Genomic DNA, 26097 nt, shown 5'->3' on the forward strand with positions numbered 1-26097 from the left:
TTTTGGTAATTCGATTGATAAAAGTTTTGAGTTTACCAGTTGTCTTTCCGGATGTGTGGCTCGAATTCCGGTCCGCTCTTTGTAAAATTTTATATTGTGACAATAACCGTTTTTAAAACCTGAGGTCTTTAACCCGATATTTACCCTATTTCGCCAATTTATGCTTGTTGAAACCGTGATTCGTTTGGTCACGGAAGTTTATGTGTTTCGAGTATTTGTAGCCGAGTATCCTATGAGTGTTGTCCGTCTTGTAAAAGATCTCGTTCAGTCTTCTCCTGAAGAAGTATGGCGTAACCAGATTTTAAAGGGTGACTGCGTCGCAGCGCTCAATAAATTGCCCAGTCAATCGGTTGATGTAATTTTTGCCGATCCTCCCTATAATCTACAACTTGCAAATACACTTCATCGTCCCGATCAATCATTGGTGGATGCTGTGGATGATGATTGGGACCAGTTCGAGAGCTTTGCAGCCTATGATGCTTTCACCCGTGCATGGCTTCTTGCCTGCCGCAGAGTATTGAAGCCGAATGGCACAATCTGGGTGATTGGCTCCTATCATAATATTTTTCGCGTTGGTACAGCCTTGCAAGATCTCGGTTTCTGGATGCTCAACGATATTATCTGGCGTAAGACCAACCCGATGCCGAACTTCAGAGGACGCCGGTTTCAGAATGCGCATGAAACATTGATCTGGGCATCGCGCGACCAGAATGCAAAAAAATACACCTTCAATTACGAAGCGATGAAAGCAGCCAATGATGACGTGCAGATGCGTTCTGATTGGCTCTTTCCGATCTGTACCGGAGCTGAACGCTTGAAGGACGAAAACGGCCATAAAATTCATCCTACACAGAAACCGGAAGCTTTGCTTTCCCGTATCATCATGTCGTCGACAAAACCGGGCGACGTTATTCTGGATCCGTTTTTCGGGTCGGGCACGACCGGCGCGGTTGCAAGGCGCCTTGGCCGCGATTTTGTGGGTATCGAGCGTGAACAATCCTATATTGATGCGGCTTTGGAAAGAATTGCTGCGGTCGAACCGTTAGAAAAGCCTGAACTTGCAATGATCTCGGGAAAACGGTCGGAACCGCGTGTCGCCTTTGTGAGCCTTCTTGAAGCAGGATTATTGAAACCGGGCAGCGTTCTTTATGACAAAAAACGTGAGCATACTGCCATTGTCCGTGCAGATGGAACTGTCGTGGTTGATGGCGAAGCAGGTTCGATCCATATGATGGGACGAAAGGTGCAGAAAAGCGCAAGCTGCAATGGGTGGACGTTCTGGTATTTTGAAAAAAATGGTCAGCTCGTTTTGATAGACGAATTACGTTTAACTATTCGGGAACAAATGGCCAAACATGGCGTTTAAACTTCGAATGGCCGGATAACCTCCAGTCTCCGGTCTTACACAAAAGGCGTGCGCATGAATTGCGCCGCCTTTTTATTTTTGCGCTTATTTTTGAATTTTATTTATTTTGAAAATTGCAGCGCGTGTTTTTGTGGTGTCCGATTTTTTCTTGTTTTCGATTTAAAAATTTCCGGAAAGGCAACGGCAATTGCTTTTTTCATGACCGTTGGCAGGGCTTCATTGTCGAGCTGATCTAACCGGCACCACCAACCGTTTCCGGCTCGTGTTTTTTCGACATTTTCTGCCAAATAAACATCAAGCGTGAGAGAAAAATGGGTAAAAATATGATGAGCCTGTCCTTTGAATAACCATTTTTCGCTAAACGGGGCGTCAGCAACAGAATAAGTTTGTTGATCGCCGAACTGATTGGGAATTTGTGTCATTCCACCAAGCAGCCCCGAAATATGCCGTTTCTCCAGATAGATTTCATCATTTCTGCTTAATGCTATAAAAGCAATGCCGTGACGTTGTGGTCTCTTTACTTTCGGTGGTTTGACAGGAAATGCTTCTGGCCTTGCTGTTGCTCTCGCTTTGCAAAGGCTTTCAACAGGGCAAATCATGCATTTTGGTTCTCGCGGAGTACAGATTGATGCACCAAGATCCATCATGCTCTGTGCAAAATCTCCGCAACGTGTAGATGGTGTCAGATCTTGTGTCTTGTTTTTTATAATTGCTTTTGCTTGCGGCAATGGCTCCTCAATGGCGAACAGGCGGGCAACGATCCGTTCGACATTTCCGTCAACGACAGCAGCCGGCTGATTATAGGCAATTGAAAGAATAGCTGCTGCTGTATAATCGCCAATTCCGGGAAGCTTTTTCAATTTTTCGAGCGAACGCGGGAATATGCCATCATAGTCGGTTGCAACTTGTTCAGCACATTGTTTAAGGTTTCTTGCGCGTGAATAGTAACCAAGGCCGGCCCATGCTTTTAGCACATCTTCGAGATCGGCTTTCGCAAGACTAAAAACATCAGGCCATTTGGTGACAAACTTTTCGAAATAAGGTTTTACAGCTTCGACGGTGGTTTGTTGCAACATCACTTCCGAGAGCCAAACCCGATAAGGATCAGGTTTTTCACCGTTCAAAAGATCAGCCGGAGCAATTCGCCATGGTAATGTTCTATGATAGTGATCATACCAGAAAAGTAGCTTGTCGGAAAAATCGGTCATGAATTTCTCCAACCATAATTTATCTAAAAAATCAAAAGAAAAGGTAGCGGCTAATGCCGCTATCTCCGTTTTGATCCTTCCTATGTGAGAAAAATAAAGCATTTTGGTGACATCAGGTTGTGGCAGACGTCTGACGAAACAGCCCAATAAAACAATCAAACATATCGACTTTGACGTTAGCGGGAATCTTTTAAAAAATATATCCTTAGAAATTCATAATTACCCGACAAATGGAGCGGTGGTCGCAGGAGTGTTAGGTGGATATTCCAAAGCAACCTTTTAGATTGTTAAGGAGTATGAGGCTAGGACCCTTCGGTGACTGATAAACTGTTAAAACGCCCGAAAAAGTTTCTTAAAACCACGATAAAAGGATAAGCAACTCCTATCTGATAAATGCGTTCTCTTTGCTAGGATATCGTTTGAAATAGATAATTCTTGATAAAAAGAGATTTTTTATATTGGTTCCACGATTAATATATGAATGCCTATAAGATATTTCCGAACCAATGTCGGGCAATCAAAATTGTTTACATCGGAGCTGCTAACGGTTAATTTGGAAGCCGCTTTTTAAAGCCAAGGTCGAGAATGGCGCTGTGTCCGTTTGAACCCGTTTTCGTAAATTCATTGTCGAGGGCACCGTGAATATTCCCGTTTATATTATCAATCTTGATCGTTCGAAAGAACGCTTCAATAAAGTTGCACAATCGGCCGAAGCAGCTGGTCTCGATTATCATCGTATACCGGCGGTTGATGGCAGCAAGATCAATTTTCAGAATATGCCGGAAATTGATGTTAAAAGGTTTCAGCGTTGCCACGGGAAGAATATTCTTCCCGGAGAAGCCGGATGCTATTTAAGTCATCTTCAAGCACTGTCTGTTATAGCAAATGGCCAGTCTCCTTATGCTGTCATTGTAGAGGATGATGTCGGATTTAATCAGGACTTTAACAAACTCATCGAAAAGCTCTCTGAAGTCGACGGGTGGGATGTCATAAAATTTGCCAATCATCGTAACCGGATTTTTCATAAAATGATGGATATTACCGATGATGTGTCTATCGGCCGATATTTGCATGGTCCGTTAGGGAGCTCCGCAGCCTATATGGTAACCCGCGCGGGAGCGAAGAAGCTTCTTGATAAACTGACGCCGATGCGTCTTCCTTACGATGTAGCGCTTGAACGCGGTTGGAGCGGGTACAAAGCTTTCTCGACGAACAAGAATATCGTAAAATTTTTTCATATCGATCATTCGACAATCGTGGAGGGAAGAAAATCCTATCATAAAATGCAGTTACCGAAATGGAAACGGATTGGAACCCTGTTTTTCCGGATATCGGATTATATCCGTCGTATCATTTATGGGCTTCAGCCTTCCGGTTTGAAACTTCAAGATAGGGTGAAAAAATGAAAGCAATTGTCACAGGTGCAGCCGGTTTTATTGGTTTTGCAACGACAAAAGAACTCTTGAAGCAAGGTTTCGAGGTTGTCGGGGTCGATAATCTGAATGCTTATTATTCCGTGGAGTTGAAAAAAGCACGTTTAAAGAATATCGGTGACAATGCGTCGTTTCGTTTTGTTAAAGCCGACATAGCCAATAAAGAACAAGTCGAACAGGCTATAGGCAATGAAAAAAATGTAGATGTTATTGTTCATTTGGCGGCACAGGCAGGGGTGCGTTACTCCATAGAAAATCCTTCTGCATATGTAAGTGCGAATGTCGAAGGTGAAGTCAGAATCTTCGAACAGGCGTTGAAGTTTGAGTCTTGTCCACCGGTTGTCTATGCAAGCTCGTCATCTGTATATGGTGCTAACAGAAAGATACCCTTTTCCGAAGAAGACAGAGTGGATGATCCGGTTTCGGTTTATGCTGCAACAAAAAGGGCTGGCGAGTTGCTTGCCCGCTCCTATGCCCATGTTCACAACCTCAAAACAACCGGATTAAGATTTTTTACCGTCTATGGCCCTTGGGGGAGACCCGATATGGCCCCTTGGCTTTTTACAGACGCTATTCTGGCTGGCCGTCCGATAAAACTTTTTAACTACGGTAAAATGCAACGTGATTTTACCTTTATTGACGATATTGTGCGCGGCGTTATGTCTGTGGTACAAAAAATTATAAATGAACCGGAAAAAGTGGCCGATATCTACAATCTTGGCAATAACCAACCGGTTCAACTACTGGAATTTGTTGCAGCTATCGAACAGGCAACAGGAAAAAAAGCGCTTACCGAACTTTGTCCTATGCCGCCAGCGGATGTTGAAAAAACCTATGCGGATATTTCACGGGCTGAAAAAGATTTAGGTTTTCATCCGACAATGTCGATCAGGCAAGGCATGGCAAGATTCGTTCAATGGTTTAAATATTATCAGGACAAATAATGGGGTGGAAACCGAAAAAACGACATTTTTCTTCACTTGCTGAAACAAGTTCAAAATTGCTTGATCCAATTTTACGTAAAAAAACGGGTCTCAGCCTTGAACTTATGACAAATTGGCCACTTCTTGTCGGCGAGGATATCGCTGATAGCACAATGCCTTTGAAAATCATATGGGCACGGCGTGCCAGCATCGACGATCCATTTAAACCGGCAACTCTTGTTGTCGGTTGCGAAGCTTACGCGGCGATGATTTTAACCCATGAAACAAATGAGGTTCTTCAGCGGATAAATGCATTTTTTGGTTTTGTTGCAATCAATCGTATAAAAATAGAACAACATATGATTGAAAAAGAGGAAGTCGTCCGCTCGCAGCCTCTTCCGGTCGACGACAATGATCGCAAGCGGATTGACGAACTTACCTGCCGGATAGAAAGTGATGCTCTGCGGAATTCTTTGAAAGATTTGGGGCTATCTATTTTCTCACAGAAACATTCTCTTCGTGACAAAAAAATTAATAATTAGCTCAAGACAATTATTGGTCTATGACTTATAAAAATAATAAAGCTTGCCTTCAGAATAGCGAGTTTCAAGTTTGAACGAAATAAAAAGAAAAGGTAATATTATGCTTAATACGAAAAACAGTCGACGTCTCCGTTGTTTTGCCGCCGCTTTCGGAATGGCTGCAACGACCTGTTTTGCTGTTTTGCCTTCTTTTGGCGCGGATAATAAACCTGCCGAAACCAAAACAGTCGAGGTCAAGTCTAACGGTACAGTTGATATGACAAAACTGCTGGAACCGGGCAAAGGCAAAGAAATGGTAGAAGGTAAAGCAGATGCGCCGGTTACAATTGTGGAATATGCATCGCTCACATGTTCCCATTGTGGAGATTTCTATAGAGAAACATTGCCGTCTATTCGTGACAAATACATTAAAACCGGCAAGGCACGTTTGGTATTCCGGGAATTTGCTTATGATGCAAGGGCACAAGCAGGCTATATGCTCGCGCGCTGTGTTCCGGAAGACCGTTATTTTCCGATGTTACAGGTTCTTTTTGAACGGCAAATGGAATGGGCTGCCGCCGATGATGCATTGCCTCCTTTGAAAAAAATTGCAGCCATGGCAGGACTTGACGAAAATGGCGTGGACGCCTGTCTGAAAAACCAGTCGGTTCTGGATGAAGTGAAAAGCTCTTTCGAACGTGGAAAAGAATTCGGCGTTACTTCGACACCGACATTTTTTATCAATGGCAAGAAGTATGAAGGCGCATTGTCTGTGGACGAGATGTCTTCTGTGATAGATAGTTTTCTAAAATAAGAAAATATGTCATAAAAAGGATGCAGAAGATGAACTGCACCCTTTTTCTAATTTGTAGGTAGGTTTATGCAGTTTACGAAACTGCGACTGGTCGGTTTTAAATCCTTTGTTGAAGCCCAGGAATTCGTGATAGAACGTGGGCTAACAGGTGTGGTTGGCCCTAATGGATGTGGAAAATCCAATCTCGTCGAATCTCTTCGCTGGGTCATGGGAGAGAATTCATACAAAAACATGCGTGCTTCCGGCATGGATGACGTGATTTTTTCCGGTTCTGCAACACGCCCACCCCGTAATTTTGCTGAAGTCACACTGTTTCTTGATAACTCCGATCGCAGCGCTCCTGCGGCTTTTAATGATGCAGATGAATTACAGGTTTCTCGCCGCATCGAGAGAGATTCAGGTTCGGTATATCGGATCAATGGCAAAGAAGTGCGGGCGAAAGATGTCCAGTTATTGTTTGCTGACCAGTCAACGGGAGCGCGTTCTCCTTCTATGGTCGGTCAGGGGCGTATTGGCGAGCTTATACAGGCAAAACCTCAGGCACGCCGTGCTTTATTGGAAGAAGCGGCAGGCATTTCAGGCCTTCACTCGCGCCGTCATGAAGCAGAATTACGCCTGAAAGCGGCCGAAGGCAATCTTGATAGGCTTGAAGATGTTGTAGGAGATCTCTCGTCACGGATTGAAAGTTTGAAGCGCCAGTCACGGCAGGCAAATCGCTTCAAAGCTCTTTCGGCAGAAATCAGGCAGGCCGAAGCGGGGCTTTTCTATTTGCGCTGGTCTGAAAATAAAACGCAAGAAGTCGAAGCGACAACGATACTCAATCGTGCGACTATGCTTGTCGCAGAAAAAGCTCAGGCACATATGCGTGCCGAAAAAGCACAGGAAGAAAGCAAAAATAAACTTCCTCCCTTGCGAGAGGAAGCAGCCAGAGCCTCTGCTGCTCATCAAAGATTGAGTCTTGAACTGAAACAACTTGATGAGGAGAAAAATCGTAATCGTCAACGGCAATTGGATTTGATGCGCCGGCTTGAACAGCTTGACTCCGACATTGCACGCGAAGAACAGCTTACAAAAGATAATGAACAAAGTCTGGAAAGGCTGGTTGACGAGGAAGAGACGTTGAAGCTCGAGGCTGAAAACCAGCAGGAAACCGAAATAGAGCTTAATGTCTTCTATGAAGAGCAACAGAGCCAATTGAATAATAGTGAAGCCGAGGCAGGCGAACTCACCAAAATTCTGGCAGAGGCGAGGGCTGAAAAAGCAAGAATTCTTGACCAGATCACCGACTTTACGAAACGCGGCGAGCGGCTTGACGAAACGATAGCCGAGGTCAAACAGCAGATTGAAATTTTGAAGGCAGATCTTGATTCTGCAGATAAGATCGGTGCGGCTCAAGCTGCATTGACTGAAGCAGAAGCGCAACTTGCAGAAAATGAAGAACTGCTACAGACATGCGAACTTGATACTGAAAAAGCGCGGGAAGAAGAAAATGCTGCCCGTCCTGCGGTTTCGGATTGTCGCGATCAATTAAATGCCCTCACCACAGAAGCACGTACTCTCGAACAGCTCCTGAATAGCTCGATCAGCGGAGAATTTCCGCCAGTGGTTGATGAAATTACTGTAGACGACGGTTTGGAAGTTGCACTGGGGGCAGCTTTGGGCGATGACCTTGAAGGATCACTCGACGAGGGCGCCCCGCTTTTCTGGAGCGGTTATAAAGGCAAATATGATCGTCCCGCTCTTCCAAATGGTGTCAAGCCATTGGCCGATTTTGTAAAAGCTCCGGAGGAACTGACTGAAGCACTTGCCCAGATCGGTGTTGTAGACGAGGAAGAAGGCGAACGGCTACAGCCGGAATTAAAAGTCGGACAAAAACTGGTAAGCCGCCATGGAGCCGTCTGGCGTTGGGACGGCTTAAGAGCACGAGCCGATGCGCCGACAGCAAGTGCACAACGTTTGGCTCAAAAAAATCGGCTTCAAGTTTTGTCTCATCTCGTCGAGGGGGCAAAAACTGCGTTGGGTAAAGCGGAAGAAAAACTCGCTGAATTGTCAAAGAAAGCAGGAGATGCACAGCTTTACGAACGTGAAATACGGGCAAAATTACGCTCGTCCCGTGACAAATGTGAGGAAGCCCGACAGCTCTATACGAGAATTGAACGCGAACATTCCGAACATCGTTTGCGTCTTTCTGCGCTGGAAGAGAATGCTTTAAATCTTGGACAGGAGAAAGCCGAGAACGCCAGAAAACTTGAAGCTGTTTCGAGCGAACAAGAGAAATTGCCCGATATCTCCTCTATTGAAGAAAAACTGAAAATTTTTTCAGAAAAAATTTCTTCCGAGCGGAAAATGGTTTCGGAAGCATTGGCTAAACTTCAAAATTGGAAGCAGAACGCTAGTGCTCGTATACGCAGGCTTGAAGTTATCGGTTCTGAACGGAAAAATTGGCAGAACCGCATCGAAAACGCAAAAAATCAGATAAAGTCTCTAAAAGCCCGTCGCGAAGAAGCAATGGTTGAAGTTGAACAATTGGCCGAGACGCCGGAAGGAATCGAGGAAAAGCGCCGAAAACTGCTTGATGTGATTGCTAAAACAGAACAGGACGGACATGAGATCATGGATCGCTTGGCGGAGGCGGAGGCGATCCAGACAACGCTTGATAAACAGACTTCGGAAGCCTTTGCCAAATTGTCTACAAGCCGCGAGGAACGTGCACGCGCCGAAGAGCGGCTAAATGCGGCGGTCGATCGCCGCAAAGATATTGAAGCAAGAATTAGCGAAGCTTTGAACTGCCCACCACATGAAACGCTGCGTCTCGCTGGGTTTTCTCTGGAAGGAGAAATGCCCGACATTGAAACGCTTGACCATAAACTCGAGCGATTGCGTATCGAACGCGAACGGTTGGGAGCAGTCAATCTGCGTGCCGACGAGGAAGAAAAAGAGCTGCGTTCGCGATTCGATTCAATTACCGATGAACGCGACGATGTGGTTGAAGCAATCAAAAAGTTACGGCTTGCGATTGTCAATCTCAATCGCGAAGGACGGGAACGCCTGCTTTCGGCCTTTACCAGAGTGAATGAAGAGTTCCAGCGTCTCTATCACCATCTTTTTGGTGGTGGTACGGCCGAGCTGCAACTGATCGAGTCGGATGACCCGCTGGATGCCGGTGTGGAGATTTTGGCACGCCCTCCGGGGAAAAAACCGCAAACCATGACATTATTGTCCGGCGGTGAGCAAGCCTTGACGGCTATGGCTCTGATATTTGCAGTATTTTTGACCAGTCCTGCACCGATCTGTGTCCTTGACGAGGTTGACGCACCGCTCGACGATCACAATGTCGAACGTTATTGCAATTTGATGGAGGAAATGGCGAAATCGACTGAAACGCGTTTTGTCGTTATCACCCATAACCCGATTACTATGGCGCGGATGAATCGTCTGTTCGGCGTGACAATGGGCGAGCAGGGGGTTTCGCAGCTCGTATCGGTTGATTTGCAAACTGCAGAAAAAATGCGTGATGTCAGTTAATATTCTACAGTCAAGCTTTTGTTATTCAATCGATTTGGTTGAATTGTAAAAAAAATTGATGTTGGTATTAGACTAAATGTCATTTAAGCTAGGGAGGAAAGTTGAAAACTGTATTTCTTCTTTGTGGGGAAGCACGAATTTCATATTTGAATATTAGACATTCAAATCAATCGGAGGATATTTGTTTAAAATGACAAAATGGGTTTACAGCTTTGGTAATGGAAAGGCTGACGGGGCGGCATCGGAACGTAATCTTTTGGGCGGTAAAGGAGCAAATTTGGCAGAGATGAGCAATTTGGGATTGCCCGTTCCTCCCGGTTTTACAATTACCACAGAAGTCTGCACCTATTTTTATAATAACAATAAAACCTATCCGGACAAACTTGATGAAACTGTTCAAAAGTGCCTTGCAGAGGTTGGTAAACTGACAGGGCGCCGCTTCGGCGACAAAGACAAGCCTTTACTGGTTTCGGTGCGTTCTGGTGCTCGTGCTTCCATGCCCGGTATGATGGATACCGTGTTAAACCTCGGGCTCAATGATGAAACGGTCAAAGCAATCGCCAGAGAAACGGGAGATGAACGTTTTGCTTATGATAGCTATCGCCGTTTTATCCAGATGTATTCAAATGTTGTGCTAGGGCTTGATGGCGCATTATTTGAAGAAATTATTGATGATGCCAAAGCGCGTCACGGTTATGAGGTCGACACAGAGATGACAGCCAAAGATTGGCAGGATGTCATCGTTTCCTATAAGGAATGCGTCGAAAAAGAAATGGGAGAGCCATTTCCCCAAGACCCTGAAAAACAGCTCTGGGGAGCAATTAGCGCCGTTTTCCTGAGCTGGATGACACCACGAGCTGTTACCTATCGTGAACTTCATGATATTCCTGAAAGTTGGGGCACGGCCGTTAATGTTCAGGCAATGGTATTCGGCAATATGGGGGACGACTCGGCGACAGGTGTTGCTTTTACCCGCAACCCGTCAACAGGTGAAAATGCACTTTTCGGAGAATTTCTTGTCAATGCACAAGGGGAAGATGTTGTCGCCGGTATCAGAACACCACAGAATATAACCGAAGCTGCACGTATTGCTGCCGGTTCCGATAAACCGTCGCTTGAAAAGACTTTGCCGCAAGCCTTTGCTGCTTTCAACGATATTGCCCATAAACTCGAAAAACATTATCGCGACATGCAAGACATGGAATTTACCATTGAAAAAGGTAAATTGTGGATGTTGCAAACCCGTATTGGTAAACGTACAGCGCGCGCCGCACTCAAAATGGCTGTCGATATGGTCGAGGAAGGGTTGATTGACCGCACCGAAGCGATCGCGCGTATTGATCCGAAGTCACTTGACCAGCTTCTCCATCCGACACTTGACCCCAAAGCTAAAAAAATAGTCTTGGGAACAGGTCTTCCGGCTTCTCCGGGGGCGGCTACCGGTGAAATTGTTTTTTCATCCGAGGAAGCAGAAAATGCGACCAAAGAAGGACATAAGGTCGTTTTGGTCAGGGTGGAAACAAGCCCGGAAGACATTAACGGTATGCATGTGGCAGAAGGTGTTTTGACGACACGTGGCGGTATGACGAGCCATGCTGCTGTTGTTGCTCGTGGAATGGGAAAACCTTGTGTTTCGGGTGCAGGAACTATCCATATCGATTACCGCGCCGGCACACTGAAAGCGGGTGGTGAAACCTTCCATAGAGGAGATATTATAACAATTGACGGTGGTAATGGCGAAATTTACAAAGGCAAAGTTGCTATGTTGCAACCGAAAATGTCAGGTGATTTTGCCAAACTCATGTCTTGGGCCGATGAAAAACGGCGTATGCATGTTTGCGCAAATGCCGAAACACCGCAAGACGCGCGAATGGCCCGTTCATTCGGGGCAGAAGGTATCGGGCTTTGCCGTACCGAGCACATGTTTTTTGCCGGAGACCGTATCATTTCAATGCGTGAAATGATTTTGGCCAATGACGAAGAAGGGCGTCGTAAAGCATTGGCAAAACTTTTGCCTATGCAGCGTTCCGACTTTGTCGAATTGTTCGAAATCATGCATGGTCTTCCTGTGACAATAAGGCTGTTGGATCCCCCGCTTCATGAATTCTTGCCAAAAACGGATGTCGAGGTTGCCGAAGTTGCCAAAGCAATGTCAATTCCGGCCGGGGTAATCAAAGAGAGAGCCGCCGAGCTTCACGAATTTAATCCGATGCTTGGGCTACGCGGTTGCCGTCTGGCAATTACTTATCCTGAAATTGCCGAAATGCAGGCGCGGGCGATTTTTGAAGCTGCGATAGAAGCAGCAAAAGCTACAAAAGAAACTGTTATACCCGAAATCATGGTGCCATTGGTAGCACTCAAAGCGGAACTCGATTACGTCAAGGAACGCATTGATGAAACAGCCAAAGCAGTCATGAAAGAACATGGCGTAACCATAAAATATCTGGTTGGAACCATGATAGAATTGCCGAGAGCTGCAATCTGTGCTGCCGAGATTGCCAAATCGGCCGAGTTTTTCTCTTTCGGTACCAATGATCTGACACAGACGACGTTCGGCATTTCACGTGATGACGCTGGTCCATTCCTTTCAACCTATATCAAAAAAGGCTTGTTGGAACAGGATCCGTTTGTTTCGATCGATCGTGATGGCGTCGGCGAACTTGTCAAGATAGGCGCAACGCGGGGAAGAAGCCAACGGCATGATATCAAACTTGGCATTTGTGGTGAACATGGCGGAGATCCTGCGTCAATCGACTTGTGTGAAGAAAACGGATTGAACTACGTTTCCTGCTCGCCATTCCGTGTGCCAATAGCAAGGCTTGCCGCAGCACAAGCGGCAATCAGACACCAGAAGTAGGTATTGGATGTTGCAATATATTCACCGGTGCATTTTTGCCGGTATCATAAGTCTGTGCGTACCGGCTATAAGTCTGGCCGGTACGAGCGAACCGTCACTGCATATAGAAAAAGGTGAAGCATCGAGTCCACAAGTTGCTTTGACACTTGATTTATGTATGGGTGATATTGATCATCGCATTTTTGACACTCTTGTTTCCCATCAGATTAAAGCCACTTTATTTGTTACGGCCCGCTGGCTGCAACGCAACAAGCAAACGGTCGAAGTCATCAAGGCGCATCCTGAACTGTTCGAACTGGAAAATCATGGCAAAAATCATATTCCCGCTATTGATAACCAGCCCGATATTTACGGCTTGAAGACGGCTGGCAATCTCAAGGCGGTGTGTGAAGAGGTCAAAGGCGGCGAAGAAAGCCTGATGGCGGCCGGTTTTCCGAAGCCTAACTGGTATCGTGATGCATCTGCACGTTATTCAAAAGATGCAATCAAACTTGTTCATGACATGGGCTATGAGATAGGCGGTTTTTCTTTGAATGCCGATATGGGCGCATCACTACCGGCAAAAACTGTTGCCGCACGTATTTCATCTGCTAAGAATGGGGATGTCATTATCGCCCATATGAACCAACCCAAACGCGCATCGGGGCAGGGTGTTGCAACTGGTATTCTGGAGCTTCAGAAAAGGGGCTTCAAATTTGTAAGATTGTCAGATGCAATAAAACCGGTGAATAGACAGGCGAGCCTTGAGGATTGCAATGTGTTGAAACAAACCGACGCATTGCAGAAAACAGTTGTTGGACAATGAGAAAAAAATACGTTCGCTTGACATCATATGCTGCTTCATGGTCGCCTCGTTTTGGTGGCTTAAGTCTTTTGCTGCTTGTCATTTCGAGTCTTCTGCACCGGTTTTCATTTATTCGGACGAATGTATTCCTTATTCTTTCAGCACTGGCCGGAGTGTTTGCCCTGACAGCATTGGCTTTGGCGTTAAAAGGTCTTTTTGACCTCTGGAAAAACGGTGATCGTGGCGGGCTAAAATCCTTAAAAGGAATTGTCTATTCGTTCATAACGCTGACACCAATTGCGGCTTTTCTGTTAATGTGGTCTGTCATGCCGCCGCTTGCCGATATTTCGACTGATACCGATACACCACCACGTTTCATTACAGGGACAAGACCGGTTGATGCTTTACCTGTTTCTGTCGACTTGTCTGGTCAGGCCGTTTTGCAATTGAAAGAATGGCCTGAACTTTCCGGCCGTCGTTATGACGGCTCTCCCGATCGTATTTTGAAATCTGTACGCAATGTTCTTGATACTGAGGGGTGGCCGATCAAGGCTCAACGGGGTGTCGATGGCGAAGATGAACAACTTTTTATAGAAACGGAAGCAAAAACTTTTTATCTGGGGTTTGCATCGGACATCGTTATCAGATTGACCGATGAAGGAGATACAACTTTCGTGGATATGCGTTCTGCCTCCCGATATTTATCGCGTGATCTCGGGGTAAATGCTGCTTTCATTCTTACATTTATGGATGCACTGGACACAGAAATGCTCTCGACACCCGTTGATCAGGACAAGGAATAACAGCTTTGAAGCGCTATTCTCCCTTCAACTTTGACAATCCCTCTCGTGACTAAAAACTCCAAATGGGCAAGTACCGAAAGCGTTGCTGCTTTGAGAAGACGCTGGTCGAGCTTGCGGTAAATCGCGCTGACAATCTGCTCGATCGTGCGGTCACCAATGGACAGTCGTTCTATAATTGCCCGTTCACGCATTTTCCTGTGCGCAATAATGGCACGAACATAAGTCTTCGGGTTGGTAACGGCTCCTCCATGACCGGGCAAGTAAATTTTGTCTTCACGTCGGGCAAGCTTATCAAGTGATTCCATATAATCTCTCATTGAACCATCAGGCGGTGCAACGAGTGTCGTCGACCACGCCATAACGTGATCGCCGGTAAAAACTATACCGGTTTCACCCAGTGCATAGGCTGTATGATTGGCCATGTGGCCAGGTGTTGTAATAGACGTGAGTTCCCACCCATCTCCCTTGATTGATTCACCATCTCCAAGAAAGATATCGGGAGTGAAGTTTTTGTCGCAACTCGCATCAACAGTCATTGCGGGGTCTGAAACTTGAGTGGATGCCGGACGATAACCACCTTCTGCAACAATCAGGCCGCCTGTCAGCTCGCTCAATCGTTTTGCTATCCCGCTATGATCACTATGGCTATGGGTAATAAAAATGTAATTGAGAGGCCGACCATCAATGACCCGAAGCAACGTTGCCAATTGTTCTTCATCGTTAGGACCGGGGTCAATAATCGCCAGTTCTTCATTTCCAAGGATATAACTATTCGTACCGGTAAAGGTAAACGGAGACGGATTATGGGCTGTCAATCGCCTGACATTATTTTGAAGCAACACCGCGTGTCCGTAATTCGGAGAGAACTCTTCGTTAAAACTTATCGACATCGGCTTCCTTTATGAACATATGGCCTTATAAATATCCGGCTTATGAACATCCGGTCAAACTTGACAGCAAACTTCAGTGTGAACATTCTCTCGTCAAATCATTAGCGCAGTTGCAATCAAGTTCACAAATTCGAAAAAATTCAATCATTAAATCTTTATGGCACTAAATCTTTATGGAAAACGGAATAGAATAATTTGTCTAGTAAATTTGAAAATATGCCAATCAAAAAAATTGGAATAGAAATTTATTTTATCAGAAAATTTTTTAAACCCGAAAATAGCAATATAGTCTTGAATTTATTGCCAGAACATCCGGAATAGAATGGAAAGGGCCAAAGTAAAAAGCGGGAGCCGGGGCGGTTTTCTGCTTCGTTGTTTTTTTGAATTGCTGTCAATAACCCGACTGGAAAGATCGATAGTGAACGGGTTTAATAAGCTAGAATTTTCATTTCCTGAAAAATTCGGTTTCGTAAAAATAACCTCATTAACAAAGGCTCCTTGATAGTGCATTGCAATCAATGTTTTGAAACAATGTTTGCAAGTTTTTTAGCAAAAAAAAGGTTGCACGTGCTCTCAGACATATTGCACATTCTTTTCGAACTCGTTATAAGGCGCGCAGGAAGTATGCTGTGCATACTTTTTGGGGTATAGCCAAGCGGTAAGGCACCGGTTTTTGGTACCGGCATTCCCTGGTTCGAATCCAGGTACCCCAGCCATTTATCTCCAAAAGTCGCTTATCTTTGAAAAATTGAAGCTTTAAACCGTAAAATAGGTTTGAAAAGCAACCCTTCGCCCGAAATTTACTCATCTTCCAAGCGACGCTCGGAGTATTTTCCCGATTTCAAAAAAGGTTTATAATCTATTCTGAAATAGAAAACTTCGATGATTGGCCAAAGGCCAATCAAATCACCGTTTCATATTAATGATTTGTGCCATGGTTTCATCGGCAATCTGGAAAACCCTAAAATTGGCTTTGAAATTATGTTCAGCGAAGTCCATATTGACCATATCGTCGCCTGCATCATATGTCTCACGACCAACAGTCGTTCCAACGGCGACATTTTGGGCAACTTGATTGAGTGTATCCACTTGCCTGTTCATACCACCGACCGAAATGCGCATTGCTGAATCAATAGACATTGAATCCACTCCTTCTGTTGAGGATAAGAAATACTTCAACAAATTAAATATAATACATCCGTCGGTTGATTTCCAGAGCGCGGAAACAACTAAAAATTAAAGCCAGCCTTTTTTTCTGAAATATAAAATCGGTATAACGGCAGAAATAATCATGAGAAAAAGGGCAAAAGGATAGCCCCATTTTTCATTGAGTTCCGGCATAAATTGGAAATTCATACCATAGATGGAGGCAACCAGCGTCGGCGGCATGAAACCGACAGCAGCGACCGAGAAAAATTTGATAATGGCATTTTGTTCTGTCGAAATCATTCCGACGACAGTATCAAGAAGGAATGTCATTTTTGCCGAAAGAAAATCGGCATAATGTTCGAGTGACTGGGTATCCTGTTCAAGCGACTTGACAGTGGTCTTCATATCTTTTTTCGGCGTTACCGTTTTGCCATCGGCTTCAATATATTTCGGTGTAACGGTTTTTCCATATGCTTCGACATAAACAAGAAGGCGGCTAACACCGGCAATGCTTTCTCTCACCATTGAAAGCAACGTCCCCTGATTGCCGATTTGGTTGAGAATTTTACGAAAATCCACTGTCGACATCGGCATGGCACCTTCATCCCGATGAAAGATATTGCGCGAGGCCTTCTCGATGCGCCCCGAGACCGCTTCAAGAAGATCGGCAAGCCGGTCTGTTGCCGCTTCCATAACGGCTGTCAAAATGGTCAAGCCTGTACATTGCTGGGTGATAACGCCATTACCTGCTTTGGTAACGCGTAAAATGAAAAGTTCGACAGCTTGCGGGTGACTATAACGCACTGTAACGAGCCGAGAACCCGTCAGAATGAAGGTGACCGGTGCAATATCGCGCTTGTCTCCATCAACGGTATAAATCAATGGAGCGGTCATATATTGCGCTCCATTTTCCATATAAAAGCGGCTCGATTCTTCAATCTCCGTCATATCATCATGAGTCGGTATAGGAATACCGAGCCACTTTTCGAGCTCTTTTTCTTCTCCCGCAGTCGGATCGGAAAGATCAATCCACAGCACGTCATTTTCAGGCGTTCCGTCTTCTTTCAAGGGGACTTCAACAAGACGGTCAGTTGCGGAACGGAAACTGCGGATCATATATTAATCCTTTGTGATTTCGACCGGAGCGATTTTTTGTACTTCCAGAAAGTCCTGATCCCAACGTCCTGATACCAACGGGTGACAGTGGGAGATGCCTTCTACCTCAAAATGCACAGGTTTAGTATCAACAATGCCAGTCACTCCATCATCGGCTTGCCGATATTCGGATGTGCCGATAATGGCGCGTTCATTTTTGTGATAACTCGCCAGTCTGAGATCGCGCGCCTCTTCAATACGCTTGGCCAAATTGCCGTCGATCAGGCTTTGCATGACGCCGCCTTCATCTTCAAGACGGGTAAATTCAACCCACGCAGCTTCGGCGAGAGCATCCGCATCACTATCGCGGCGACTCGTGCTTTTCGCAAGCGGATTAGCAAGCTCCTTGATAAAGATGAGCTGGCTATTGCGAGCAATGCGTCGTGCCGTTTGATCAGGTAGGCCGAAAACAAAACTATATGGCAATACGGATAATGAAGAAGCACCCCCTAAAATTGCAGCATAAGCCGCAATGGAAGAACGGGAAATATTATTCAAAGCATCCTGTCTTGTCATCATCCGCATGGAGGTCTCCACATGAATGATCGCAGGAAATGGAGACGAAACACCACGTTCGCCCTGAAGGCGCCGCCAAAGCAACCTTATGGCCCGCATTTTTGCCAGCCCCATAACGGGATCTTCATCAAGCGCTGTAGCAAAACCGATATGCGGCAAAGCATAGATGATATGGTGACGTGCTTCTTCAACCATTTTCAAATGGGCGAGAGCAACCGACAACATAGCGCCGATTTCCTGTGCCGGAGTAGCGCCCGCATTATGATAGGGGCGCCCGTCTGCCTCAAGTACAACACCCGGAATGCCTGAAGAAAAGAACACCGACATGGATTGCGGCAGAGACGCTTTCAAAGCTTCAATAGACATTTTGAGTTTGCCTGTTGTCGCTAAAACAGCGGTCGGATCGGTACTGAAAGTAAGTTTCGTTCGTGTCGGATTTATGCGCCGATGCTGGAGATAATCGATAAAGCTGTCCGCAATAACGCGCCCATGTGGGTGATTATCCAAACGGATATGCAAGCCATCAAGACTTACACCATCAAAAAGGGTCGGTATTGTTTCAGCTTTGGCTGGCAAACCGAATCCGTAGGCACTATTAGCGCCCTCGAAAACGAGCGAGATGCCGGTTGCACCATTGGCTATATCTTCTTTAAGTTGGAAGCGGGCGCGTTCGATATCCGGATCGTCGGCACGTTGCATGACAGACCAGCCTGCCTGACGGGATGTTACATTGTCGGATGGATGGGACTGTTTCGAGCTCATAAGCAAATCAAAATCCTAATAAATCAATTTCACACCATCTGTTAAGAGGTTAATATAACACAATCACAAAGCCCTAAATGGTGCAAGACAAACCTATTGCAATTTCATTGAGAATTCATTTAACAAAAAATAATCGCCATGCAAAAAAATGCTTTCCACAAAAAAGACAAAAAATGAATATTGATTTTTATAGACGTCTCAAAATCAGAAAAATAAATTCAAAAATTAATAAAAAATAGTTGTATATAAATACTATTTTATTTAATACTTATTTTATTTAATTTTTAAAAATTACTATATTATATTTATTTAAAAATATATTATTATGTTTATGATAAATTATTTTTTAAAATCAATGTAATATAATTTAATAATATGAAATAGATTATATATAAAATAGGAATACTTTTTATGGGATAGAAATTTTTTTAATGTGTGTTGCCTCACATAAAAGACTTATTGAATTTGTCTAATGCTGGTACATTTAAAAAATAGAGAAACATGCCGAGGGATTAATCGGGTATGATCGACAAGAGCGGAATTTTTTTGGGCGCCAGTCACCAGAAGCAGAATAATGCGTTAAAACCCGAATATATATGGCTCAAATATGCAAACCGTCATGGCTTGATAACAGGTGCCACGGGAACAGGAAAAACTGTAACGCTACAAGTTATTGCCGAATCTTTTGCAGCCGCCGGTGTCCCGGCCTTTTGCGCAGACGTGAAAGGCGATCTCTCAGGTATAGCAAAACCCGGTATTCTGAACGACAAGGTTCGTTCGCGCGCTCAAAGTGTCGGGCTCTCGTCAATCGACATGAAAGCCCCGCCGGTCATTTTTTGGGACCTTTTCGGCGTTGACGGGCACCCGATCAGAGCGACTGTGTCTGAAATGGGACCATTGCTGCTATCGCGGCTCATGGATTTGACGCAAGCACAAGAAGGCGTGTTGAATATTGCATTCCGTGTCGCCGATGACGAAGGACTGTTGTTGCTTGATCTGAAAGATTTGCAGGCAATGCTCAACCACGTTGGAGAAAAAGCGGCCGAGCTTTCCACGCGCTATGGCAATATTTCGAAATCGTCTGTTGGTTCCATTCAACGCCAATTGTTGGTGTTCGAGGAGCAAGGCGGCGAACATTTCTTCGGTGAACCATCCCTGAAGCTTGAAGATATCATGCGTACAACGAGTGATGGACGGGGTTTTGTCAGCGTGCTTGCTGCCGATAAACTTATGACCAATCCACGACTTTATTCGACCTTTCTTTTGTGGTTGATGTCGGAATTATTCGAACAATTGCCTGAAGTTGGCGATCCTGAAAAACCGCGCCTTGTTTTCTTTTTTGATGAAGCTCATCTTCTGTTCGATAATGCGCCAAAAGCTCTGATCGAACGTATTGAACAGGTTGTCCGCTTGATCCGGTCAAAGGGTGTCGGCATCTATTTTATTTCGCAAAATCCACTGGACGTGCCGGAATCGATTCTGTCGCAACTTGGAAACCGTATTCAGCATGCCTTGCGTGTCTATACGCCGCGCGAGATTGCGGCGGTCAAAGCCGCAGCATCTACTTTTCGTGCCAATCCCGATTTTGATACGATGAAAGCGATCTCTGATCTCGGTACGGGTGAAGCGCTGGTGTCTACTTTGGAAGACAAAGGCGTTCCATCCATTGTCGAAAGAACAACCATTCGCCCACCTTCATCCCAAATTGGCCCGATTACCCCTGAAGAGCGGCAAAATTTGATAAAAACAAGTCCTGTTAGCGGAAGATATGACGAGACCGTTGATCGTCAGTCAGCTTACGAAATGTTGCAGAAAAACACAGAAGAAAAGCAATCGAATAATAATCAGCAGGAAGGGGGAAGTTTCTGGGATACAATTTTCGGAGAGGATAAAAAGAATAGTCGCGGTCAATCGGTTGCTGAGACCGCAGTCAAGTCGATTACACGCACAGCCGCAAATTCGATTGGCCGGTCACTTGCAAAGGCTGGTGAACAATATGTGCGCGGCCTATTAGGCAATCTCCTTGGTGGCAAACGGAAATAAACCGGAATAATCCGCGCGGCAAAATAATTGCACGCGTTATATTCGTTTAGAAACGGTACTTGTACGCGTTTGGAAATGATATTTTCATTTCAAAAACGCGTATTGTGCGTGTGATTTGCCATTCAAAAGCATACGCAGTTCTTTCAGACCGCATTTCCGCATATTCAGCAAAGCGCGTTAAATCGGGGTGGCATGTTATCCATGAACGATGTCGCGAATTTATCAAAAAATATGATAGAGGCCTAAAAATGCCTGATCTCGTTTGTGACATTTTTTCGTAATGTGCAAAATTATAATGCGCACAAAATTTCGAAATAAGACCAGACGGAATGGAATTGTCGAAGTAGAAAACAGAACGCAAAGCTTGCAAATCAATCTGTTGGCAATTTGCGTGTATCTTCTCAAGCCTATACAACAAGCACAGGTGCTTTTTCCGGTACCCTTTCATAAAGGTCCACAATATCCTGATTAATTAACCGGACACATCCCGAAGAAGCACGCTTGCCTATAGATGACCAGTCGGGTGAACCATGGAGCCGGTAGAGCGTGTCTTTTCCATTCTGGTAAATATAAAGGGCGCGCGCACCAAGCGGATTTTTCAGTCCCGGTTTCATTCCGCCATTTTCAGCGCTATATTTTTTCAACTGCGGTTGTCGCGCAATCATATCGGCGGGAGGTGTCCATGTCGGCCATTTGCGTTTATATTCAATAATACCACGACCGGACCACGCAAAACCTTCCTTTCCGACGCTGACACCGTAACGGATAGCTTTGCCGTTAAGACGAACCAGATAAAGATAACGGCGTTTGGTATCTACAACAATAGTTCCGGGTTGTTCGCCAGTCGGATCATCAACAATCTGCCGCAAAAATTGTGGGTCAATTTGCTGGTAAGGAATGGAGGGGAGCACAAAATCACCATCACGACTTTCGGCATACATTGATGCAAAAGGGACGAGCGCATTGTTATCAACAGTTGGTTGTGGTTTTACGGGTGCGAGTTCAATCTGCTTGAAGCCTGATGGCATACAGGCGGAAAGACCGGCCATTGTTGCACCGATCGATATTGATTTTAAAAAAAAGCGGCGCGAAAGGGGAGAGGACATTAATCAATCCAGTTTGTTTGCGATTGTTTATGTTTGCCGCATAAAAGTTAAGAACAGACAAACAATTATGTTTTATTATCAAACAATTGACATAGGATGTCAGGCGGTTTTCACGGTTGACCGTTGCTCGCCGAATATATAGGAAAAATGCCATTATTCAATTTATAGGCTGCCGCTCGAAGTCGTAAAGGAGTATGTTGATTGTCTGGTTCCTTATTCGGAAGGTTAAGGAGACGGAAATCGGATTTATCCGGTCAAACTCTTGTGAAAGCGGCAATTTCTCTTGCTTTTGGTGCATGAGCGCACCAAATAAATAACCGCACCTTCTCCGGGAGAGAATATATTTTAAGGAGTATTGAAAATGGCTTTCGAATTGCCTGAACTACCCTATGCTTATGAAGCACTTCAGCCTTATATGTCACGCGAGACACTTGAATATCACCATGACAAGCACCATCAGGCCTATGTTACCAATGGCAATAAATTGCTGAAGGATTCAGGCCTTGAAGGTAAAAGCCTTGAAGAAATTGTCAAAGCAAGCTTTGGCAAAAATCAGGGGCTCTTCAACAATGCAGCACAACACTACAACCATACCCATTTCTGGAAATGGATGAAGAAAGATGGTGGTGGCAAGAAACTACCGGCAAAACTGCAAAAAGCGATTGATAGCGATTTGGGTGGTTATGACAAATTCCGTTCAGACTTTCTTGCTGCCGGTGCTGCCCAATTCGGTTCGGGATGGGCTTGGCTTGCTGTAAAAAACGGGAAGTTGGAAATCTCGAAAACACCAAATGGAGAAAACCCGCTGGTTCATGGAGCAACGCCTATTCTCGGCGTCGACGTTTGGGAACACTCTTATTACATTGATTATCGTAATGCCCGTCCGAAATATCTCGAGGCATTTGTCGATCATCTGATTAATTGGGATTATGTGTTGGAGCTTTTTGAAAAAGCCTGATCGATTTTTCATAAACAATTCAAAGAGCCACCATTTTCGCAATGGTGGCTTCTTTATTGCATGAGAAAATTCACTTCGATTGTTAGAACTTGGTGCACATGCTCGCATCAATGGATTTATCATTATAAAGATAATTCATTGTTTTTAGCCAGGATTTGCATTCGTTCATCGTTTTAAAACAATGATAGCGCTCGACCGGCATAAGGCCGGAACCACGGTTTTGAAATGGAGTTTGTTCCCATCCACGGAAAAAACCGGCAACAATGCCACTTCCCTTGGGCGGTGTTGAACAACGTTTCCCGGCATATTCACTGGTCATATTTGCAACTTTTGCAGGGTCTCGACCACTTGCATAGACGCTTTGGGACATTGTGAAAAGCCCGAGGCCAATTGCGGCAAAAACAATCAATCCGTTTTTCATGAAGAAAAGGCCTCCTTGTGCCATTTCAATTTATCAGAATCTTGTACATTTTGTAGCCCTTGGCGGTGGTGAGCCGTAGAGTGACTCCATAGTATAAAGCCAGCCACGGCATTCATCCATTGATTTGAAACATCTGAACCGGTCGACAGGAACGAAACCGTCAGAGCTTACAATCGGGTTATCCGTAACGCCGCTAAAATACCCCGCCACAATGCCACTTCCTTTGGCCGGTGTATTGCAACGGCTGCCGGCATATTCATCAACATCTTTCCTGATACCGGCAGCATATGCCGGTGACAAGGAAAAGCCGATCATGAGCAACAGCAATAGGCATGAAGTTTTCATCATTCGGTCGCTATTCCATAAAAATGCGGAGAGGTTTCATGTTGCCTTTCAAAACAGCACCCTTTCAAAAGAGCTATAAGAAAGCATTTGGTATTTCTATGAGCAATAGACAAGTGCATTGTTCATACTGCTTAAAAAAATATATGGTTACGGATAATAGTTAAAGCATGAATATTCTGATTGGAGTTGCAGGCACTTTTTTGCCTCCTCCACCATTGGTGACAAAGGATAACAAAAAATTCAGGTAAAGTTGTGAGAACAACCAATTCTTAAAAAAATTTTGTGCAACGAAGAATTCAGGAAAAATATCCGGTGGCAAGGCGGCTCCCGCTCTCAAGAAATATGAAAGATCAGGTAAGCCGCCTTTAATCCGGTAATTTTCAAAACAATAACAGAAGGCCTAAATCTTTCCTGCTACTTTAAGGATGAAAGCATAGATATAAGCGCTTTCTTCAAGACGTGAAAAGCGTCCTGACGCACCGGCGTGACCGGAATCCATATTTGTTCTGAGCAAAATCGGATTGTCGCCTGTTGCAAATTCCCTCAATTTGGCAACCCACTTCGCCGGTTCCCAATAGGTTACCCGCGGATCTGTGAGACCTGCCATGGCAAGAATGGCCGGGTAATTTTGTGCACGAACATTATCATAAGGAGAATAGGAGGCTATCAGCTCGTAATCTTCCTTTGATGCAAGGGGATTTCCCCATTCCGGCCATTCGGGAGGTGTGAGTGGAAGAGTGGCGTCAAGCATTGTCGATAATACGTCGACAAACGGAACAATAGCGACGATTCCGGCATAATCTTCAGGAGCCATATTGGCAACCGCACCCATCAACATGCCACCAGCCGACCCGCCTTCTGCAATTAGTCTGTCGTGGGAAGTGAAATGATTGGCCACTAAAAAACGTCCGCAGGCAATGAAGTCGGTGAAAGTATTCAGTTTAAAAAGGTGTTTTCCTTTTTCATACCAGTCGAAGCCTTTTTCTTTTCCTCCCCTGATATGTGCAATGGCGTAAACAAAGCCGCGATCGACCAAAGATAATGCATTGCTATTGAAACTGTCCGGAATAGAAATTCCATAGGCTCCATAGCCATAAAGAAGACAAGGGGCACTGCCATCCAGTTTTGTATCTTTATGATAAAAAAGTGAGATGGGAATTTCGGCACCATCTTCGGCCTTGGCCATTAAACGGCGTGTTATATAATTTTTCGGTTCGTGACCCGAGGGCACTTCTTGCCGTTTTAACATGACGCGCTGTCTCGTCGTCATATCATAATCATAAAGCTCGGACGGAGTGGTCATAGACGAATAAGCAAAACGGATTGTCTCGCTGTCATATTCTGCTGCACCGTGAAGCGTTAAAGAATATGTTTCTTCCTCGAACGCAATCGCATGTATCGATCCGTCACGACGATCAAGCAACTCAATTCTGGGAAGACCGTCGCGTCGTTCAAGCCAGACAAGAAAATTCTTGTAAGCATCATGGGCAAGAATAAGCCTTGATGGTTGATGAGGAACAACCTCGATCCAATTTTCTTCGGTCGGTTTGTCAAAAGGAGCCGACATGATTTTGAAATCTTTGGCACCATCTATATTGGTCAGAATATAAAAAATATCGCCGCCTTCGGTAAGACTATATTCAACGCCTTTTTGACGTTTTCTGACGCATTTCGGTGTGGCCATCGGCTCTTTTGCGGGAATAAGCCAAACCTCCGAAGTTTCATGGTCGTGAATATCAATATAAATGACATCGTTGAGAGAGGATCCGCCGACGCCCAGGAAAAAGCCCGGATCTTTTTCTTCAAATATTAACTTGTCAACGCTCTGGTCTGTTCCGATCTTATGATAGTAGAGTTTTGATGGACGGTGATTTTCATCAACATTGGTATAGAAAAAACCTTCAGAATTGGCGTCCCACACAACATCGCCGGAAGTATTGATGATATTTTCTGTAGTGTCCATGAGCGAAGTCATGTCGCGTAACTTTATTGTATAAAATTCGGACCCCTTGTCGTCATAAGTCCATGCGCACTTACTATGGTCCGGAGAGTGTTGCACAGCTCCGAGCCGGAAATAATCTTTCCCCTTGGCCAATGCATCGCCATCGACATAGACGCTCGCTTTTCCGCCGCCACGTGGTGTTCTGAAATAATGCGGTTGTTCACCTCCGGTCGTGAACGAAACACCATAAGCATAGGGGCCATCTTTTACCGGAACCGAGCTGTCATCTTCCTTGATGCGCCCCTTCATTTCCGCAAAGAGCTGTTTTTGTAAGCCTATTGTATCGGCCATCTGAGCTTTTTGATAAGCATTTTCCGCTTCCAGATGGGCACGGATTTCTTTATCAAGCAAAGTAGGGGTTTTAAAAACATCTTGCCAGTTTTTTGCTCGTAACCAATTGTAGAAGTCGTGACGTATAATGCCGTGATGCTCTTCTGAATGGTCAATTTTTTTTGTTTCGGGTGGAAAAATTATTGATTCGGTCATTATCGATCCTGAAATATAGTTCTTGGTTTG

At 44.9% G+C, this 26097-nt stretch carries 20 protein-coding genes and 1 tRNA gene; 12 read left to right on the forward strand and 9 right to left on the reverse strand.

All coding sequences use genetic code 11. The features are described from left to right. Positions 1 to 232 precede the first annotated feature (232 nt). Complete coding sequence (locus H3S82_RS04840; protein WP_077973476.1) at positions 233 to 1366, forward strand: site-specific DNA-methyltransferase; 1134 nt, start codon at positions 233 to 235, stop codon at positions 1364 to 1366. 101 nt (positions 1367 to 1467) lie between these two features. Here the strand turns inward: H3S82_RS04840 and mutY are convergent, their stop codons facing one another. Beyond that, on the reverse strand, positions 1468 to 2574 hold the full coding sequence (mutY, locus tag H3S82_RS04845; protein WP_198232226.1) for an A/G-specific adenine glycosylase: 1107 nt from the start codon (positions 2572 to 2574) through the stop codon (positions 1468 to 1470). Between the two features lie 638 nt (positions 2575 to 3212). Here mutY and H3S82_RS04850 point away from each other — a divergent pair. The 8 genes from H3S82_RS04850 to H3S82_RS04885 all read left to right on the forward strand — a co-directional run bounded on the left by H3S82_RS04850 (position 3213) and on the right by H3S82_RS04885 (position 14234). Beyond that, on the forward strand, positions 3213 to 3980 hold the full coding sequence (locus H3S82_RS04850) for a glycosyltransferase family 25 protein (protein WP_198232227.1): 768 nt from the start codon (positions 3213 to 3215) through the stop codon (positions 3978 to 3980). Beyond that, positions 3977 to 4951, forward strand: a complete 975-nt coding sequence (locus H3S82_RS04855; protein WP_198232228.1) for an SDR family NAD(P)-dependent oxidoreductase — start codon at positions 3977 to 3979, stop codon at positions 4949 to 4951. The genes H3S82_RS04850 and H3S82_RS04855 overlap by 4 nt, the downstream gene beginning before the upstream one ends. Then, positions 4951 to 5472 (forward strand): DUF721 domain-containing protein, encoded by a 522-nt coding sequence (locus tag H3S82_RS04860; protein WP_198232229.1) that lies wholly within the window; start codon positions 4951 to 4953, stop codon positions 5470 to 5472. Before H3S82_RS04855 ends, H3S82_RS04860 begins: the two co-directional genes overlap by 1 nt. A gap of 100 nt (positions 5473 to 5572) precedes the next feature. Next, positions 5573 to 6265, forward strand: a complete 693-nt coding sequence (locus H3S82_RS04865; RefSeq protein WP_198232230.1) for a DsbA family protein — start codon at positions 5573 to 5575, stop codon at positions 6263 to 6265. 66 nt (positions 6266 to 6331) lie between these two features. After that, positions 6332 to 9790 carry a chromosome segregation protein SMC gene (gene smc, locus H3S82_RS04870; protein ID WP_198232231.1) on the forward strand — a complete coding sequence of 1153 codons (3459 nt, stop codon included), beginning with the start codon at positions 6332 to 6334 and terminating at the stop codon, positions 9788 to 9790. Between the two features lie 190 nt (positions 9791 to 9980). Beyond that, positions 9981 to 12647, forward strand: a complete 2667-nt coding sequence (gene ppdK / locus H3S82_RS04875; RefSeq protein WP_078039252.1) for a pyruvate, phosphate dikinase — start codon at positions 9981 to 9983, stop codon at positions 12645 to 12647. Positions 12648 to 12654: 7 nt separating this feature from the next. Then, positions 12655 to 13452 (forward strand): polysaccharide deacetylase family protein, encoded by a 798-nt coding sequence (locus H3S82_RS04880; protein WP_078039253.1) that lies wholly within the window; start codon positions 12655 to 12657, stop codon positions 13450 to 13452. After that, positions 13449 to 14234, forward strand: a complete 786-nt coding sequence (locus H3S82_RS04885) for a DUF1499 domain-containing protein (protein WP_198232232.1) — start codon at positions 13449 to 13451, stop codon at positions 14232 to 14234. The genes H3S82_RS04880 and H3S82_RS04885 overlap by 4 nt, the downstream gene beginning before the upstream one ends. Here H3S82_RS04885 and H3S82_RS04890 read toward each other — a convergent pair. Beyond that, the gene (locus tag H3S82_RS04890; RefSeq protein WP_198232233.1) at positions 14219 to 15124 is read right to left on the reverse strand and encodes an MBL fold metallo-hydrolase; all 906 of its coding nucleotides are present in this window, start codon (positions 15122 to 15124) and stop codon (positions 14219 to 14221) included. The two genes, H3S82_RS04885 and H3S82_RS04890, sit on opposite strands and share 16 nt — an antisense overlap. A 641-nt stretch (positions 15125 to 15765) precedes the next feature. Here H3S82_RS04890 and H3S82_RS04895 point away from each other — a divergent pair. Beyond that, a tRNA-Gln gene (locus tag H3S82_RS04895) sits at positions 15766 to 15840 on the forward strand. 190 nt (positions 15841 to 16030) lie between these two features. Here H3S82_RS04895 and H3S82_RS04900 read toward each other — a convergent pair. From H3S82_RS04900 to H3S82_RS04910, 3 genes are all read right to left on the reverse strand, one after another. Next, on the reverse strand, positions 16031 to 16264 hold the full coding sequence (locus tag H3S82_RS04900; protein WP_077970824.1) for a hypothetical protein: 234 nt from the start codon (positions 16262 to 16264) through the stop codon (positions 16031 to 16033). A gap of 96 nt (positions 16265 to 16360) precedes the next feature. Next, positions 16361 to 17389, reverse strand: coding sequence for a magnesium transporter CorA family protein (locus tag H3S82_RS04905; protein ID WP_078039256.1), 1029 nt, complete (start codon positions 17387 to 17389; stop codon positions 16361 to 16363). Positions 17390 to 17392: 3 nt separating this feature from the next. Further along, the gene (locus tag H3S82_RS04910; protein ID WP_198232234.1) at positions 17393 to 18706 is read right to left on the reverse strand and encodes a methylmalonyl-CoA mutase family protein; all 1314 of its coding nucleotides are present in this window, start codon (positions 18704 to 18706) and stop codon (positions 17393 to 17395) included. A gap of 522 nt (positions 18707 to 19228) precedes the next feature. On the opposite strand from H3S82_RS04910, the gene H3S82_RS04915 reads away from it, so the two are divergent. Next, positions 19229 to 20749 carry a helicase HerA-like domain-containing protein gene (locus H3S82_RS04915; protein ID WP_198232235.1) on the forward strand — a complete coding sequence of 507 codons (1521 nt, stop codon included), beginning with the start codon at positions 19229 to 19231 and terminating at the stop codon, positions 20747 to 20749. A gap of 407 nt (positions 20750 to 21156) precedes the next feature. Here H3S82_RS04915 and H3S82_RS04920 read toward each other — a convergent pair whose 3' ends face one another. Then, complete coding sequence (locus H3S82_RS04920) at positions 21157 to 21855, reverse strand: L,D-transpeptidase (RefSeq protein ID WP_198232236.1); 699 nt, start codon at positions 21853 to 21855, stop codon at positions 21157 to 21159. A 361-nt stretch (positions 21856 to 22216) separates the two neighbouring features. Between H3S82_RS04920 and H3S82_RS04925 the strand changes: the two genes are divergently transcribed. Then, positions 22217 to 22813, forward strand: coding sequence for a superoxide dismutase (locus H3S82_RS04925; protein WP_078039260.1), 597 nt, complete (start codon positions 22217 to 22219; stop codon positions 22811 to 22813). 82 nt (positions 22814 to 22895) lie between these two features. On the opposite strand, the gene H3S82_RS04930 is transcribed toward H3S82_RS04925, so the two are convergent. From H3S82_RS04930 to H3S82_RS04940, 3 genes are all read right to left on the reverse strand, one after another. Further along, a complete protein-coding gene (locus H3S82_RS04930; protein ID WP_077973481.1) occupies positions 22896 to 23234 on the reverse strand; it encodes a hypothetical protein in 339 nt (112 codons plus the stop codon). A gap of 33 nt (positions 23235 to 23267) precedes the next feature. Continuing rightward, positions 23268 to 23549 carry a hypothetical protein gene (locus H3S82_RS04935; RefSeq protein ID WP_225867992.1) on the reverse strand — a complete coding sequence of 94 codons (282 nt, stop codon included), beginning with the start codon at positions 23547 to 23549 and terminating at the stop codon, positions 23268 to 23270. 430 nt (positions 23550 to 23979) lie between these two features. Continuing rightward, positions 23980 to 26067, reverse strand: a complete 2088-nt coding sequence (locus tag H3S82_RS04940; RefSeq protein WP_198232237.1) for a S9 family peptidase — start codon at positions 26065 to 26067, stop codon at positions 23980 to 23982. Between the last annotated feature and the right edge of the window lie 30 nt (positions 26068 to 26097).

This window comes from Bartonella sp. M0192, assembly GCF_016102305.1.
Taxonomy (GTDB): Bacteria; Pseudomonadota; Alphaproteobacteria; order Rhizobiales; family Rhizobiaceae; genus Bartonella; species Bartonella apihabitans.